Source organism: Flindersiella endophytica (genome assembly GCF_054779015.1).
The window spans coordinates 158373-172677 of the sequence record NZ_BAAGYY010000020.1 but is presented as its reverse complement, the minus strand read 5'-3'; the positions used below and the strand labels follow the sequence as shown (position 1 = coordinate 172677).

At 70.2% G+C, this 14305-nt stretch carries 12 protein-coding genes; 8 read left to right on the top strand and 4 right to left on the bottom strand.

The annotated features are described in order from the left end of the window. Positions 1 to 33 precede the first annotated feature (33 nt). The gene (locus ACYVF6_RS23830; protein WP_460524713.1) at positions 34 to 1014 is read left to right on the top strand and encodes a bacteriocin fulvocin C-related protein; all 981 of its coding nucleotides are present in this window, start codon (positions 34 to 36) and stop codon (positions 1012 to 1014) included. A gap of 6 nt (positions 1015 to 1020) precedes the next feature. Here the strand turns inward: ACYVF6_RS23830 and ACYVF6_RS23825 are convergent, their stop codons facing one another. Continuing rightward, positions 1021 to 1836 carry an intradiol ring-cleavage dioxygenase gene (locus ACYVF6_RS23825; protein WP_460524712.1) on the bottom strand — a complete coding sequence of 272 codons (816 nt, stop codon included), beginning with the start codon at positions 1834 to 1836 and terminating at the stop codon, positions 1021 to 1023. A gap of 127 nt (positions 1837 to 1963) precedes the next feature. Here ACYVF6_RS23825 and ACYVF6_RS23820 point away from each other — a divergent pair, with 127 nt between their 5' ends. After that, on the top strand, positions 1964 to 3310 hold the full coding sequence (locus ACYVF6_RS23820; RefSeq protein ID WP_460524711.1) for a sulfatase family protein: 1347 nt from the start codon (positions 1964 to 1966) through the stop codon (positions 3308 to 3310). Here the strand turns inward: ACYVF6_RS23820 and ACYVF6_RS23815 are convergent. Then, positions 3307 to 4080: an alpha/beta fold hydrolase gene (locus ACYVF6_RS23815; RefSeq protein WP_460524710.1), complete on the bottom strand. Its 774-nt coding sequence runs from the start codon at positions 4078 to 4080 to the stop codon at positions 3307 to 3309. The two genes, ACYVF6_RS23820 and ACYVF6_RS23815, sit on opposite strands and share 4 nt — an antisense overlap. A gap of 142 nt (positions 4081 to 4222) precedes the next feature. Between ACYVF6_RS23815 and ACYVF6_RS23810 the strand changes: the two genes are divergently transcribed. The 4 genes from ACYVF6_RS23810 (at position 4223) to ACYVF6_RS23795 (ending at position 8436) form a co-directional block, all read left to right on the top strand. Beyond that, positions 4223 to 5164, top strand: a complete 942-nt coding sequence (locus ACYVF6_RS23810; RefSeq protein ID WP_460524709.1) for an ABC transporter ATP-binding protein — start codon at positions 4223 to 4225, stop codon at positions 5162 to 5164. Further along, complete coding sequence (locus ACYVF6_RS23805; RefSeq protein WP_460524708.1) at positions 5133 to 5933, top strand: ABC-2 transporter permease; 801 nt, start codon at positions 5133 to 5135, stop codon at positions 5931 to 5933. Before ACYVF6_RS23810 ends, ACYVF6_RS23805 begins: the two co-directional genes overlap by 32 nt. Positions 5934 to 5944: 11 nt before the next feature. Continuing rightward, the gene (locus tag ACYVF6_RS23800; RefSeq protein WP_460524707.1) at positions 5945 to 7087 is read left to right on the top strand and encodes a PucR family transcriptional regulator; all 1143 of its coding nucleotides are present in this window, start codon (positions 5945 to 5947) and stop codon (positions 7085 to 7087) included. Between the two features lie 80 nt (positions 7088 to 7167). Further along, positions 7168 to 8436 (top strand): serine/threonine-protein kinase, encoded by a 1269-nt coding sequence (locus ACYVF6_RS23795; protein WP_460524706.1) that lies wholly within the window; start codon positions 7168 to 7170, stop codon positions 8434 to 8436. Here the strand turns inward: ACYVF6_RS23795 and ACYVF6_RS23790 are convergent. Continuing rightward, on the bottom strand, positions 8433 to 9416 hold the full coding sequence (locus tag ACYVF6_RS23790; protein ID WP_460524705.1) for a phosphotransferase: 984 nt from the start codon (positions 9414 to 9416) through the stop codon (positions 8433 to 8435). The two genes, ACYVF6_RS23795 and ACYVF6_RS23790, sit on opposite strands and share 4 nt — an antisense overlap. A 17-nt stretch (positions 9417 to 9433) precedes the next feature. Beyond that, complete coding sequence (locus tag ACYVF6_RS23785; protein WP_460524704.1) at positions 9434 to 10939, bottom strand: glycoside hydrolase; 1506 nt, start codon at positions 10937 to 10939, stop codon at positions 9434 to 9436. Between the two features lie 112 nt (positions 10940 to 11051). Here ACYVF6_RS23785 and ACYVF6_RS23780 point away from each other — a divergent pair, with 112 nt between their 5' ends. After that, complete coding sequence (locus ACYVF6_RS23780; RefSeq protein ID WP_460524703.1) at positions 11052 to 12767, top strand: PQQ-binding-like beta-propeller repeat protein; 1716 nt, start codon at positions 11052 to 11054, stop codon at positions 12765 to 12767. A gap of 39 nt (positions 12768 to 12806) precedes the next feature. Beyond that, the gene (locus ACYVF6_RS23775) at positions 12807 to 14291 is read left to right on the top strand and encodes a serine/threonine-protein kinase (RefSeq protein WP_460524702.1); all 1485 of its coding nucleotides are present in this window, start codon (positions 12807 to 12809) and stop codon (positions 14289 to 14291) included. Positions 14292 to 14305: the final 14 nt, after the last annotated feature.

Genomic DNA, 14305 nt, shown 5'->3' with positions numbered 1-14305 from the left:
AGCTGTCGGCAACTCACAAGGGGGTTCGACGAGATGACGACATGGAAGACTGAACGCTGGGTGCTCGCCTTCGACGCGTCGTGTGCGCGTTGCCAGGCGGTCTCCCGGGCGGTCGAGCGGGCCAGCCAGCATCGGCTGGAGGTGCACCCGCTCGCCGACGACGACGTGAAGCGCTGGCGCGCGCAGGCGCTCGGCCCGGATGCGGCCTGGGCGCCGACCCTGATCCGGGTACGCGGGGGCGGGCGCGCCCGGGCGTGGACCGGCCTCGCGATGGGTGCCCGGCTGGTCCGGCGGCTCGGCCCGGCCGCGACCGTACGCCTGCTGCGTGCGCTGAGCGACCTCCGCCGGACGACAGCCGCCGAGTCCGGCCGTGCGGCCGGCACGCTGGGCCGGAAGGGATTCCTCCGGCTGGGTGCGGGCATCGGGATGGCCGCAGGCCTCGTGCTCGCCGGCAACGGCACGGCGTTCGCCGACGAGCTGACGACGGCACGCGGCTGGGTCCGCGCGAACGCGGACCGGCTGCCGCACCGCTACGACGACGTGGTCGCGCATCCGGTCGCGTACCGCCGGGCGATCTTCGAGGCGCTGCCCGCCGACGTACGCAGCCGGCTGTGGGTGGAGCACCTGCGGCGCTACGGTGCCGACTATCCGGGGTTGTCGGCGAAGCAGGCGGGCGTCCTCGACCGCGCGAGGGCGGTCGCTGGCAGGGTGTCGATGTTCGAGCCCGGCGACCGGTCCGAGGCGCTCGCGCAGGCCCGGGACGTACGACAGGCCGCGATCGACGCGTTCGGCAAGGACGAGGCCCGTCGCATCCTCGCGACCCTCGGCCCGGCCGACCGGTCGGGCGTGGCGGGCGGGGTGCGCCCGCAGGTCGCCGACTGTGAGTGCAGCGAGCAGAGCGACTGGTGCGCGCCGGACTTCAACTGCACGGACTGCTCGTGGAACTGCTGTGACGAGTCGAGCTGGGGATGCGGTGACTACTACGCCTACCCGTGCGACGGCATCTGCCGGTAGCGGCGGTCAGGTCTTGTCCTGGTCGGAGTCGGCGGAGAAGACGATGACGCCGAGGTATCCCTCGTCCTGGTCGACGATCTTCATCAGCATGCTGTCGTCGTAGATGGAGTCGCCGTCGTTGAAGGTGTCGCGGCCGGTGTGCCCGGAATAGGGCTCGGCCGCGAACACCTTGCTGTTCAGCTTCTCGTCGAACATCAGCTGGGTGGTCAGCACCCGCTCGCGGCTGAAGTGCACCATCGCGTGGATGTGGACGGTACGCCCGCGATACCAGCCGGGCCAGATCGTGGTGAAACGCACGATGCCATCGGCGTTGGTGACCTGTGCGCCTCGCAAGTAGCGCTTGTCGTCCTGCGGCTCGAGGTCGCCGCCTGACTGACCGCCGCCTTGTCCCGGTCCGCCGGACCCGCTCGACATCGCCTCCGCGCCGGAGTACAGCCCGGCGGCGTCGCAGTGCCAGATCTCGACGACGGCGTTGGCCAGCGCCTTGCAGGTCTCGCTGTCCTGCACCTTGATCGCGAGGTCCAGCCGTGTGCCCTCACGGTCCTCGCGGATGTCGGAACGTACCTTGTCGGCGTCGAAGTAGTACGGCCCCTGGGTCGTCTCCTCCGTCAGCGTGCAGGTCGAGGCATCGGCGAACAGGTCCGCCAGTTCCGTACTCGACGTGCTCGGCGTGCTGGTCGTCGACGGGCTCACCGTCTCGCCGGTGGACGTCTGTACGTCCGACCCGCCGCACGCCGCCAGCAGGCCGCCCAGTCCGATCGAGCTGATGCCCGCGAACAGTGTCCGCCGGCTCACTCGCTGGCCTTCGTGATCGTGTTCCATGTGCACACGGTAAGCAGCCGGCTTGTGAGCTGGCTGTGAGTCCGCTTTGCCGATGCTGTCGAGCTCGCCGGTCCCGGCCAGGCGGCCTGAGCGTTGCCGGCCGGGTGTCGCGGGCAGGATGGATGGCATGACAAGCGATCGACGGCGGACACCGAACATCCTGCTGATGCACTGCCATGACGTCGGGCGTTTCCTCGCCTGTTACGGCATCCCGACCGTACGCACGCCCAACCTCGACGCGTTCGCCGCCGACGGCGTGCGGCTCGCGCAGGCGTACGCGACCGCGCCGCAGTGCAGCCCGTCCAGGTCGTCGCTGTACACCGGTCGCTGGCCGCACAACAACGGCGTGATGGGGCTGACGCACTCCCACTTCGCCTGGGATCTGCACGCGGGGGAACGCCACCTGGCGACGGAGTTGCGGGACGCGGGCTACGACACGGCCCTGGTCGGTGTGCACCACGAGTCGCGTGTACGGCCGGACGACGAGCTCGCGCAGCGTCTCGGCTTCGACGAGGTTGTCACCGGCGGCTTCGCCGACGTCGTGGCCGACCGGGCGGTGGAGCGGCTGGAACGCCTGGCCCGCAACGAGAAACCGTTCTACCTGCAGGTCGGGTTCATCGAGCCGCATCGGCTGGGCGGCAAGCGCGACCCCGACGGTGTGATGGGCTTCCTCGGCAACCACCTCGAGCCCGACACCGAGCTGGGCGTGACCGTTCCGCCTTACCTGGTTGACGATGCCGGAGCACGCACCGAGGCCGGCGAGCTGCAGGGCGCCGTCCGGTTCATGGACGAGGCAGCCGGCCGCGTGCTGGACGCACTGCGTGCGTACGGGCTCGAGGACGACACGCTCGTGCTGTTCACCACCGACCACGGAATCGCCTTGCCGCGCGCGAAGTGCACGCTCTACGACCCCGGCCTCGAAGTCGCGATGATCGCCCGCTGGCCCGGCCGCGGCTGGACCGGCGGCGTCGTACGCGACGAGCTGATCTCCAACCTGGACGTGGTTCCCACGCTGCTCGAGGCCCTCGGGCTCCCGGTGAGCGACCGCATCCAGGGCCGGAGCTTCCTCGGCCTGCTGGACGGTTCCGGCTACGAGCCGCGCGACGAGATCTTCGGCGAGATCACCTACCACGACTACTACGACCCGCGCCGCTGCGTTCGTACGAAGGACCACAAGCTGATCGCCAACTTCAGCTCGGCGCCCGCGTACATGGACTCCAGCCAGTCGTGGAAGCGCCGCTCGACACCCAAGCAGGATCCGCGGGAGTACCACCCGCCGTACGAGCTGTACGACCTGGCCGCAGACCCCGACGAGCTCAACGACCTGGCGGGCGATCCGGAGTACGCCACCGTGGAGAAGGAGCTGCTGGCCCGGCTCGGCGCGTGGATGCGGGAGACCGGCGACCCGCTGCTGGCCGGCGCGGTCGCCAACCCGCTGCAGAACCGCACGGTCGACGCGCTCCTGTCACGTTAGGCGGTGCCGTCGAGGATGAGGTCGGCCACGCGGTCGGGGTCGTCGCTCATCGGCACGTGACCGCAGCCGGGCAGCGTCACGTGCCGGGCGAGGGGCAGCAACGCCCTTGCCCGGTTGGCCTGCCGGGGCAGCAGCAACCGGTCCTGGTCACCCCATCCGATCGTCGCGCGTTCGCTGTCGATGCCGTCCGGGGCGAAGCGATACCTCTTGCTGTGCGGCAGGATGGCGCCGAGCCCGGGTTTGGTGAAGCCGTGCAGGCCGGCCGTCAGGTCTTCGATGGTCAGGTTGCGCGGCCGCGCGAAGTAGAACGCGGTGAGCGCCGCCCGGATCGGCTCGACCCGGATCAGCTTGTCCACAACGGGATCCGGTAGCCGGTTCAGTGACTGCGTCGACCGCAGCACGGCGGAGGCGTAACGGATCTCCCAGGCCGACCAGAAACCGGCCGGTGACAACGCCACAGCGGTCTTGACGACATCGCGGCGAAGCAGCTCCAGCGCGATCGCGCCGCCGAGCGAGTTGCCCACCACGTCCGGGCGGTCCTCCAGCCCGAGCGAGGCGGTGAACTGCGAAACGTGGTCGGTCAGCTCGGGTATGGCCAGGCGCCCTGCGGGCAGCGGCGACTCGCCGTGCCCCGGCAGGTCGACGGCGAAGATCTCACGCTCGACGGCGAGCCGCGGGGCGACCGCCCGCCACGCGATACGACTGTGACCGATGCCGTGCAGCAGCACCAGCGGCCGGCCGGACCCGGTTCGTTCGTACGCCAGCGTCATGCGTCCCATTCTCCCGGTCCCGGGTCGCCCCCAGGCAAGCGCGGCCAGACACGCGTGGTTCCGACTGTCGGCAAGCGACCGGCCGCCAGGTCTCCGACTCCTGCCCTTGTGTGGGCGACCCGGTGCCGGAAAGACTCTCGGCATGGCAACCGACGTCGTGGTCGAGACGACTGGTCTCACCAAGTACTACGGCAGGCAACGCGGGCTCGAGCAGCTCGATCTGACCGTCCACGCCGGCGAGGTGTTCGGCTACCTCGGGCCGAACGGCGCCGGCAAGACGACGACGATCCGCCTCCTGCTCGACCTGATCCGCCCGAGCAGCGGCACGCTGCGGGTGCTCGGCACGGAGCCGCGAAGCCGCGCAGGTGTGGCGAACAGGCGCCGGATCGGCTACCTGCCGGGCGAGCTCGCCTTCGACGGCCGCGAACGGGTCGACACGTTCCTGCGCTTCCTCGGCGACTCCAGGGGCGGCGTCGCCAAGAAGCGGATCGACGAGCTCGCCGAGCGGCTGGCGCTCGACACGTCCCGGGTAATCCGCGGCCTGTCGAAGGGCAACAAGCAGAAGGTCGGCCTGGTGCAGGCGTTCATGCACGAGCCGGAGCTGCTCATCCTGGACGAGCCGACCAGCGGGCTCGATCCCCTGATGCAGCAGGAGTTCCTCCAGCTCGTCCGCGAGAGCCGGGACGCCGGGCAGACCGTCTTCATGTCCTCGCACGTACTCGCCGAGGTGCAGGAGAGCGCCGACCGGGTGGGCATCGTGCGGGAGGGGCGGCTGATCGCGCTCGAACGCGTCGAGTCGCTCGGCAAGCGCGCGGTTCGGCAGGTGCAGATCCACTTCGACGCGCCGGTGCCGGCCGATGCGTTCGAGGAGCTGTCCGGTGTCAGGGACCTGCGGATCGACGGCCCGATCCTGCGGTGCACGGTCGACGGCCGGCTGGACCCGCTGGTCAAGGCGGCGGCGAAGTTCACCGTCGTCGACCTGATCAGCGCCGAGCCAGACCTCGAGGAGACGTTCCTCAGCTACTACTACGACTCGCGGGAGACGGTGGACGATGCCCACGCTGACGCTCAAGACGCTTCGTGACGACCGGCGGGCACTGATCGGCTGGTCGCTCGGGCTGGCCGCCGTGGTCGCGATGTACCTCGCGTTCTATCCGTCGCTGAACACGCCCGACATGCAGCGGTTCATGGGCGACTTCCTTTCGAGCATGCCGGAGGGCGTGGCCGCCGCGATGGGCTGGAACAGCTTCCTCGGCGGTGCCGGCTATCTCGAGGCGACGGTCTACAACCTGTACGGCCCGATCCTGCTGATCGCGGCCGCCGCGGTCTTCGGCAACCGGGCCATCGCGGGCCCGGAGAACGCGGGCACGCTCGACATCTACCTCGCCAACCCGATCGGCCGCCGTCCGTACGTGCTGCAACGCTTCGCCGCGCTGACGGTCGAGGTGCTCGTGATCGGCGTCGTGGTGTGGCTGACGGTCGCGCTGCTCAACGTCGCGGTGGACCTGGAGGTCCCGCTCGCCAACATCACGGCGGCGACCGCCGGCCTGACCCTGCTGGGCCTGTGCTTCGGCGCGATCGCCGTCGCCACCGGCGCGATCGCGGGCCGGCGATCGGCGGTGCTGGCGGTCACGCTCGGGTTCGCGGTGGTGAGCTATCTGGTGCGCGCGGTCGGCGTGCAGGTCGATCTGATCCACGACCTGCGCTGGCTCTCGCCGTTCTACTACTACCTGGGCGGCGACCCGTTGCGCGAAGGCTTCGATGCCGTGGGGCTGCTCGTGCTCGCGGGCGTCAGCGTGCTCTTCGTCGCGATCGCGGCCGTCGCGTTCGAACGCCGCGACGTGGCCGTCTAGGTTCGGGACCGATGTCCGACAGCCCTCCGGACCAGCCCGGCCGGACTGACCGCACTGGCCAGTCCGGCCAGCTGGGCCGGTTCGAGAAGCTGACCGAGCTGGTCGCGCGGGCGTCGTCGTCCGGCCGGCTGCCGGATCACGACGACCTGGACGTGTGCCGCCAGGTGGGCGGCAGCGCGGCCGAGGCGGGCGTCGCGCTCCCCGCGCTGGTCGATGCGTACCTGCGAGCCGTCGAGGCCGCCTGGCCCACGCTGCCCGGAGTCGCGAGCGCGACCACGGCGAGCGACGTGCGACGCGGCGGACAGGCGGTGTGGCTCGCCGTCCGGCGGAGTGTCGCGGCGCTGGCCGACGGCTACGAAGAGGCCGGCCGGCATGCCGTACGCCGGTCGGAGGCCGATCTCCGGGCGTTCGTCGACGACCTGCTGTTCGGCCGCGGCGATCTCGGGCGGCTGGCCGAACGCGCGCAGCGGTACGGCCTGCACCTGGCCAGCGCGCACCAGGTGATCGTCGCGCGCTGCCCGGACGACACCGACCAGACGGCGCTCGCCCGGCGGATCGACCAGGCGCTGGCAGGCCGGTTCGGCGGGCCGAACGTCCTGGTGGCGACCAAGGCCGAGCTGGTCGTCTGCGTGGCACCCGGCGGGCTGCGGGGTGTGCCGGGGGAGTTCGCCCACCAGCTCGTCCTCGCGCTCGGCACCGACAGCGGCTGGCAGATCGGGGTCGGGCGCCCGCATCCGGGGCCGGACGGGATCGTGCGTTCGTACGAGGAGGCGGTCAACGCGCTGGAGCTCGGCGACCGGCTGGAGCTCCGGCAGCCCGTACTCCATGCGGCGGACCTGCTGGTGTTCTCGGTGCTGCTGCGGGACCGGGCGGCGATGGCCGATCTGGTGACGACGGTGCTGGGTCCGCTCCTCGACGCGCGGGGCGGGCCGGAGCCATTGCTGGAGACGCTGACGGTTTTCTTCGAAACGCATGGAAACGTGACCGCGACGGCCCGGCGACTTTTGGTCAGCGCGCGGGCGGTGACATATCGGTTGGAAAGGGTTGAACGTCTGTCCGGATATTCGGCGACCGACCCGACGCAGCGGTTCACGCTGGAAGCGGCGGTTCTCGGCGCCAAGTTGATGGACTGGCCGGGGAAATCTCTGGCGTAACCTTCGTGCGGTTTGGGCCGTTAGTATCACGCAAGAGATCGGCGCTGCTCGGGATTGTGCCGTGGGAGGGGAAAACTCGCGTGAGCGAGGGTCTGCCGAAGTCAGGCACGCGTGTGGGTAGATATCGGCTGCAGGATCGGCTCGGCCGCGGAACCATGGGCGAGGTCTGGCGCGCGTACGACAGCCGGCTCAAGCGCGCGGTCGCGATCAAGCTGCTCGATCCGCTGCAGAACGATCCGACAGAGCTCGAACGTTTTCTCCAGGAAGCCCGTGCGCTGGGCAGGCTGAACCATCCGAACGTCGTCACGGTTCATGACGTGGGGGAGTGGCAGGCGAACGGGAGCAAGCAGCCGTTCATCGTGATGGAGCTGCTCGCAGGCCGGACGCTTGCCGACGAGCTGGCCGAGCGCGGGCAGTTGCCCGCCGCCGACGTACGCGCTGCCGGAATCGCGATCGCGAGCGGCCTGCTGGCCGCCCACTCGGCGGGGGTCGTGCACAGAGACCTGTCGCCCGACAACCTGATGCGCGGCGCCGACGGCACGCTGAAGCTGGTCGACTTCGGCATCGCTGACATCGGAAGGCGAGGCCGGTTGACCCGCCCCGGCATCCTGCTGGGCTCGGTCAGCTACGTCGCACCCGAACGGGTGAAGGGCGACCGTGCCGACGCGCGGTGCGACCTCTACAGCCTGGGATGCGTGCTGTACGAGCTGCTGTGCGGGCGGCCGCCGTTCGACGGCGACCTGGTGACGATCGCGTTCGCGCATGTTTTCGGCGACGTGGCGCCGCCGAACTCCGTCCGGCCGGACGTACCCGACGACCTCGACGCGATCGTGCTCGCGTTGCTGGCGAAGGAGCCCGCCGCACGTCCACCGACGGCGGCGAGCGTGGTGGCGGCGTTACGCGATGGTGTCGCGCTGCCTCCCGCGCCCCGGCTGGAGCCGGCGGGAGCCGGCAGCGGGCGGAGACGCGGCCGGCTGGCGCGCCGGGCGACCAGCCTGTTCGCCGCGGTCGCGGCGCTGATCCTGGTGATCGGGCTGTCGTCGTGGCTGGCACCCGACGTGGACCGGCCGGCGAAGGCGGCAACGCCCTCGGTCGCCCCGGCGCCGGACGACGTAACCCAGCAAGCCCTGACCACTCCGACCCGACGACCGACGCTGCATACCCGGACCTACGTCTGGCCGCCGTCGACCAGCCAGCCGCGCCCGGCCAGCACCGAGCAACAACCGGTGCCGACCGCGACAGCCACGACGGTCGTCACCGTTCCACCGACGTCGGAGCCGACGTCCGTGCCGACGGGCGAGCAGCAGAAGCCGAAGAAGCCCAAGAAACCGAAGAAGGACAAGGGCTAGGGCACGTACTGGTTCAGGTTGAGCCACGACTGCTCGCTGTCGAGTGAGTCGGTGTGTGGCTCGCGGAACAGCTGGACGTATCCGCTGATCTCCGCCAGTGCCCACCAGAGGTGGTACATCTCGATGGCTTCCGGGCGCGGGCCGACCGGGCCGGCGTGCTCCTGGTAGGCCGCGAGGTAGTCGGACGGGCCGTCCTCCTCCAGTGCGGCCAGGTCGCGCTCGCGCGGTGCGAGCATGGCGGAATCCCAGTCGATCAGGCGCAGCCGGCCGTCGGGCGTGCGGAGCACGTTCGCGCTGTGCGGCTCGCCATGCGTCACCACCCACGGGTCGTCCGAGGCCTCGATCGTGCGGACCAGGTCGTCGTAGTGCACGAGCCTGCGGTGGATGCCGTCGAGCGCTCCGGCCAGCAGGCGCCGGGTCGGCTCGGCATATGGTCCGGTCGTCCAGGGTTGGTCGAGCCGGCCGAGGGCGGTCAGCAGCGCCACCCGGCCGGGTAGCGCGGAGTCCCAGGACAGCAAGGCCTCAGGTGGTTTCGCCGCGTGCAGCCGGCCGAGAATGCCGGCGATCTGCGAGCGATCGTCCGGATCCGTCCACGCGCCGTCGCCTGCCCGCTGACCGTCGAGATAGGGCCGCACCTCCAGCGTCCAGTTCGGCAGGATGTCACGCACCAGGGTGTCGTCGCGGTCGGGCAGTGAGGCCGCGGCGAACTCGTAGCCACGATCGGCCAGCTCCTTCGTCGCGCGTGCGGCTGCCCGGGTCGCCGTCCGGGTGTGCTCTGCCGTCGGGCCGAGCCAGCTACCGGCCGGATTCAGGTAGTTCGCGGTCACAAACCATCGCGTTCCGTCGCCCATGGCGGCGATCCAGTGGTAGCAGCCGAACCCAACTGGGGCGTACGTCACCTCGGTGGCATGGAAACCCCAATGGTTCTCGAGCAACCTCGCGATGTCGTCGCAGGAGATGTCGGCCGGCTCGTCTTTCATGCCGCGACCTTAGGGGGTCAGATGGTCACGTTGTCCACTTCAAATGTCTGGACGGTCCGGGCCGGGAACCAGGAGCGGAAGCTCTTGCCGGACAGTACGGTGTCGGCCGGATGGCTGCCGTAGCGTTCGCCGCCGGAGTCGGTCACCGTGGTCCAGCGGCGTACGGTCCCTCCGCTCGCGCCGCCGACGGTCGTGAAGCGCGACAAGTCGTAGGTCACCCATTGGGCGGTGTCGTAGTTGGCCGTGACGAGCACCAGCCGCCGCGCGCTCGAGTCGTACGCCGTGACGGTGTTGACGTCGCCGCTGTCGAGGATGCGCATGCCGGGGCGGATGTGCCGGGAGTACTGCGCGAACACCCAGTACTTCGGCTCGACCGCGCCAAGCGTGCCTTGCTTCTGCGTCGGGCTGAACGACGCCCGCAGGAAGCCCCAGCCCGCGGTGCCGTCGATCGCCTGCCAATAGACCCATGCCGTCGGGTGCAGCCACCGGATGTCGAGGCCGAGGTTGGTGGCCATCCGCATCCCGCTGCCCGTGCCGTCGCCGTACTCCGACTGCCACAGCGGCTTGCCGGCCGCGCGAATGTCGTTGTACAGCAGGTCTCTGCGGCCGCCTTCGTACTGATAGCCGTGGACGTTGACCCGCCCGACGGCCGCTCGCGCGGCGGCCGGGAACGCGCTCCACGTGCTGCGCGCCTGGTCGTAGAGGCTCTCGTCGGACGCCGAGACCAGCGTGCCGGTGAGCCCGCGGGAGTTCAGCTCGGCACGGAGGTACTGCACGATCTGCTGCTGGATGCTCGGGCTGATGTGACAGCCCTCCTGGGTGCCGGTGGCCGTCCACCAGGTCGCGGCCGGTTCGTTGAACGCGTCGACCGAGTCGAACTCGATGCCCCAGTGGTCGCGCGCGTACGCGGCGACGGTCGCCAGGTAACGCGCGTGCTGCTGATAGTTCCACGACTGCAGGTTGTCGCCGCCTCCGGCGGCACCGGACGGGTTGTGGTTGACGCACATCCACCACATCGGCGAGTTCGAGAACAGCTCGAACTGGTTGGCTCCGCGGTCGCGCGCTTTCAGCAGCATGGCCCGCTGCTCGGCGTCGACCGACCAGTTCCAGCTGGACGATGCCGGGTCGGTGCTGTTCCAGTCCAGCCAGTAGCCCTCGAGCTGCTTGTAGCGCGGGATGTTCGGCGAGGCGACCATGCTCTGGCCGTCGACGGCGTTCCAGCTGCACCCGCCCGCGTTGAACCGCACGATGTTGAGGCCCAGGCCGGGCAGCTGCTGCCCGCCGTACGACACGGTGTTGCGCGTGAACAGCAGGTCGGCTACGTCGTCGCGCGTTCCGAAGACGTTCGCCCACCAGCACAGCGAGGTGCCCCAGCCTTCCCACGTGCCCCAGTTCGTCGCGGGGTTGGGCGTCGTGGAGTAGTCGGCGTGTGCGACGCCGGTCTGCTGCAGGCCGGCCGCCACCATCGCGGCTCCCGCGGCGCTCGCACCGAGCAGCCGCCGCCGGGTGAGTGTCTGGTCCATGTCGCCAGAGTGGTCGTGATTTCACAAAGCGACAACCCCCTGGTCGTAGTCGAAATCACGAAAATGTACGCTCCGACGTGATACCGCGCCGAGCCAGCAACAGGGGGTACGGATGTCCTGGCAACCGGGACCGTACGGCAACAACCCGCAGCAGCCGCAACAGCCGCAGCAACCGCCCGCCCAGCAGGGATTCCCCGGCTACCAGCCGGGCGGCCCACAACCCGGGCCGCAGCCCGGCGGGGGTGGCTGGCCTCCTGCCGGTGGGCCCGGAGGTCCTGGCGGGCCGGGTGGTCCCGGTGGTTACGGTGGGCCTGGCGGTCCAGGTGGTTACGGCGACTACGGCCCGCCGCCGAAGCAGGGCCCGAACACCGGCGTCATCATCGCGATCGTCGTGGTGGCCGTCCTGCTGATCGGCGGCCTCGGCACCGGCGCGTACTTCCTGTTCATCAAGAAGGACAGCAAGACCGCCTCCGACGACACGGGCCTGCCGCCGTACAACCCCACACCGACCGACTCGCTGGCCGCGATTCCCCAACCGGCGTGGGAAGCGAAGGTGCCCCAGGGCTGGGACAGCAACCGGACGAACACCATGCTCGGTTCGTGGATCGGCGACGACGTGGTGGTGCGCGGCCAGCGTGACAGCGTGGTCGCCTACAGCCTCAAGGACGGCAAGGCCGCCTGGCAACTGCCCGCCGAGGGCGTCGGCTTCTGCGGCATGAGCTCCACCACGCACGATGGCGTCGGCTACCTCAGCTACGGAACGCTCAGCGGTGACGACATCGCCTGCACCAAGCTGCAGGCTGTCGACGTCGCCACCGGGAAGCAGCGCTGGGACGCCGACGTCGCGGGCGGCGAGGAGAATCCGCCCGAGGAGAACGACGGCCAGCGGCCCGAGGTGTTCGGCGACGTCGTGGCGACCCGTGCCGACGGTGGAGCCGAGCGCACGCTGAAGGCCTACGACGCCGGCTCCGGCGCCGCTCGCTGGACGTTCGTCGGTACGGCCAACAACCCGCTCGGCGACGGAGACTGCGGGCTGGAGGACCGTCGGCTGTCCAAGGACCTCCTGCTGGTCGTCGCCGGCTGCGCGCCACAGGCCAGGACGTTCGGCAAGGAACAGACCATCGTCTTCGCGATCGACCCCGCGACCGGCAAGCCCCGCTGGGCGACGCCGGTCCCCACCGAGCTGGTGGAGGAGGGCGACGCCAACGACGTCCATCTCGTGGGCTCCGACTACCCCGCCATCAAGATCGAACCCAGCAGCGGCTCGGCGTCCCAGGACGTGATCGTCGGGCTGGACCCGGCCTCCGGAAAGCTCGGAACCCCTATCCGCACAGAGGATCAGAAGCTGTCCCTCACCGCCAACGGGAACCCGCGCATGATGAGCGAGGTCACGGTCGCTCCGACGCTCTCCAACGACTCGATGCTGGTCGTCCGGGTCAAGTCGGACGAGACCCTGGACGCCCCGGACGGTCAGATCGGCTCGTGCGTCACACCGGTCGGACTGATGGCGTTCGATCTCAAGCAGGGCAAGGCGTTGTGGGACAAGCCGGCGGCGCTGTCGTGTGACCTGTCCATCGTCGGGTTCGACGGCGCCAACGTGCTCGTCATCGATGCCGGCGGCCCGGGCGACAAGGGGCCGCGGCTGCTGTCGGTCGACCCTAGCGGCAAGCCCACCCCGGTGAAGCAGCTCGGCGCACCCCGTGACGGAGATCGGCTGCGCAAGCTGTATCCCGGACCGGCGTACATCAAGAACGACCAGCTCGTCCTGGTTCCGGAGAACTCGAGCAGTCTGTTCCCGTACTTCGCGCTCGGCTTGCCAATGAAGTGAGTCCGCCTGGGACGGGCAGACAGACCCTAGGATGTGCGGGTGGTTGACCAAGGCCTGGTGAACGAGCGCTATCGGCTCGACACGCTGCTCGCCCGTGGCGGCATGGGCGAGGTGTGGCAGGCATATGACCTGACGTTACGACGTACGGTCGCGCTGAAGATACTCGCGGTCGACACCACGTCGCCGACCGACAGGGAGCGGTTCGCCCGCGAGGCGCAGTCGGCCGCGCGGCTCAGCCACCCCAACGTGGTCGCGGTCTACGACTACGGTGCGTGGAACGACCGTCCGTATCTCGTGATGGAGCTGCTGCAGGGCCAGACGCTCAGCCGGCTGCTGGACGAGCGCGGGCCGTTGCCGGTGGAGCAGGTACGCGACATCGGCGCGCAGGTCTGTGCGGCGTTGCAGGCCGCGCACGCCGCGGGCTTCGTGCATCGCGACATCAAGCCGAGCAACCTCATCCTGACCAACGAGGGTGCGGTGAAGGTCGTCGACTTCGGGATCGCCGGTGTGGTCGACGACGCGTCGACCCGGCTGACCCAGGCCGGCACGATCGTCGGGACGGCGGCCTACCTCGCGCCGGAACGCGTGCACGGCCATGCGGCGGAGGCAGCCAGCGACCTGTACGCGCTCGGCTGCGTGCTGTACCAGTTGCTGTGCGGCTCGACACCGTTCGACGGCGGGATGACCGCGATCGTCTACGCGCACATCCATCAGGCGCCGGAGCCTCCGTCGGCGCATCGCCCCGACCTGCCGGCCGACCTCGAAGGCCTGTTGCTCGCCCTGCTGGCGAAGGATCCGGGGCAGCGGCCGACCGCGGAAGCAGCCCGGGCGGCGCTGCGCGAACCCGCGACGCAGGTGATCGCGGCGCCGCCGCAGACCGCTGCCTACGCCGTGCATGCTCCGCCTGCCGGCAGGCCCGCCGAGACGGAGGCGCCGCCGGCGCCGGTATCGGCGGGCGTCGCGGGTGAACGGAGGCGGACGCAGCTGCTGATCGGCACGGCGGTCGCGCTGGTCGTGCTGGCGGCCGCGGGCCTGTTGTGGTGGGCCGTCTCCGGCGACCGTAACTCGCTGGCCGACCCGCCGCAGAACACCCAGCCGGCCGTCCAGACCACCGAACCGTCCGCACCGTCGGCCACACCGACGCCCACCCCTACCCCAACGCCGACGGAGACACCGACCGCCACGCCGACGCGGGAGCAGCAGCGGCCGCCGTTCGGCACCCGGGCCTGGCTGGAGGCGTTCGACCGGCAGTTGCGGCGGCTGACGCCTGGCGAGGACATCGACGCCGACGTACACAAGCGGCTGACCGAGCTGACCGAGAAGGCGCTGAATGCCTACGACGAGGGCAGGCCGCAACGAGCCCGGCGCTACACCTGGGACCTGGTCCGGGAGGTTCGCGAGGCACGGGACGACGGCGCCGTTCTCGTCCAGACCGGGCCGCTGCGGGACCTGATCGACCGGATCGGCCAGCAGCCCGGTGGACACGACAACGACGACTCCGGAGACGGCAAGGGCGACGGCTGAACCCGCAGGTCGCT

Excerpts from the sequence above, each read along its gene's own strand:
- ACYVF6_RS23810 (WP_460524709.1), top strand. The coding sequence starts at position 4,223 with ATGGCAACCGACGTCGTGGTCGAGACGACTGGTCTCACCAAGTACTAC.
- ACYVF6_RS23820 (WP_460524711.1), top strand. The coding sequence starts at position 1,964 with ATGACAAGCGATCGACGGCGGACACCGAACATCCTGCTGATGCACTGC.
- ACYVF6_RS23790 (WP_460524705.1), bottom strand. The coding sequence starts at position 9,416 with ATGAAAGACGAGCCGGCCGACATCTCCTGCGACGACATCGCGAGGTTG.
- ACYVF6_RS23825 (WP_460524712.1), bottom strand. The coding sequence starts at position 1,836 with ATGGAACACGATCACGAAGGCCAGCGAGTGAGCCGGCGGACACTGTTC.
- ACYVF6_RS23785 (WP_460524704.1), bottom strand. The coding sequence starts at position 10,939 with ATGGACCAGACACTCACCCGGCGGCGGCTGCTCGGTGCGAGCGCCGCG.
- ACYVF6_RS23805 (WP_460524708.1), top strand. The coding sequence starts at position 5,133 with ATGCCCACGCTGACGCTCAAGACGCTTCGTGACGACCGGCGGGCACTG.
- ACYVF6_RS23780 (WP_460524703.1), top strand. The coding sequence starts at position 11,052 with ATGTCCTGGCAACCGGGACCGTACGGCAACAACCCGCAGCAGCCGCAA.
- ACYVF6_RS23830 (WP_460524713.1), top strand. The coding sequence starts at position 34 with ATGACGACATGGAAGACTGAACGCTGGGTGCTCGCCTTCGACGCGTCG.
- ACYVF6_RS23800 (WP_460524707.1), top strand. The coding sequence starts at position 5,945 with ATGTCCGACAGCCCTCCGGACCAGCCCGGCCGGACTGACCGCACTGGC.
- ACYVF6_RS23815 (WP_460524710.1), bottom strand. The coding sequence starts at position 4,080 with ATGACGCTGGCGTACGAACGAACCGGGTCCGGCCGGCCGCTGGTGCTG.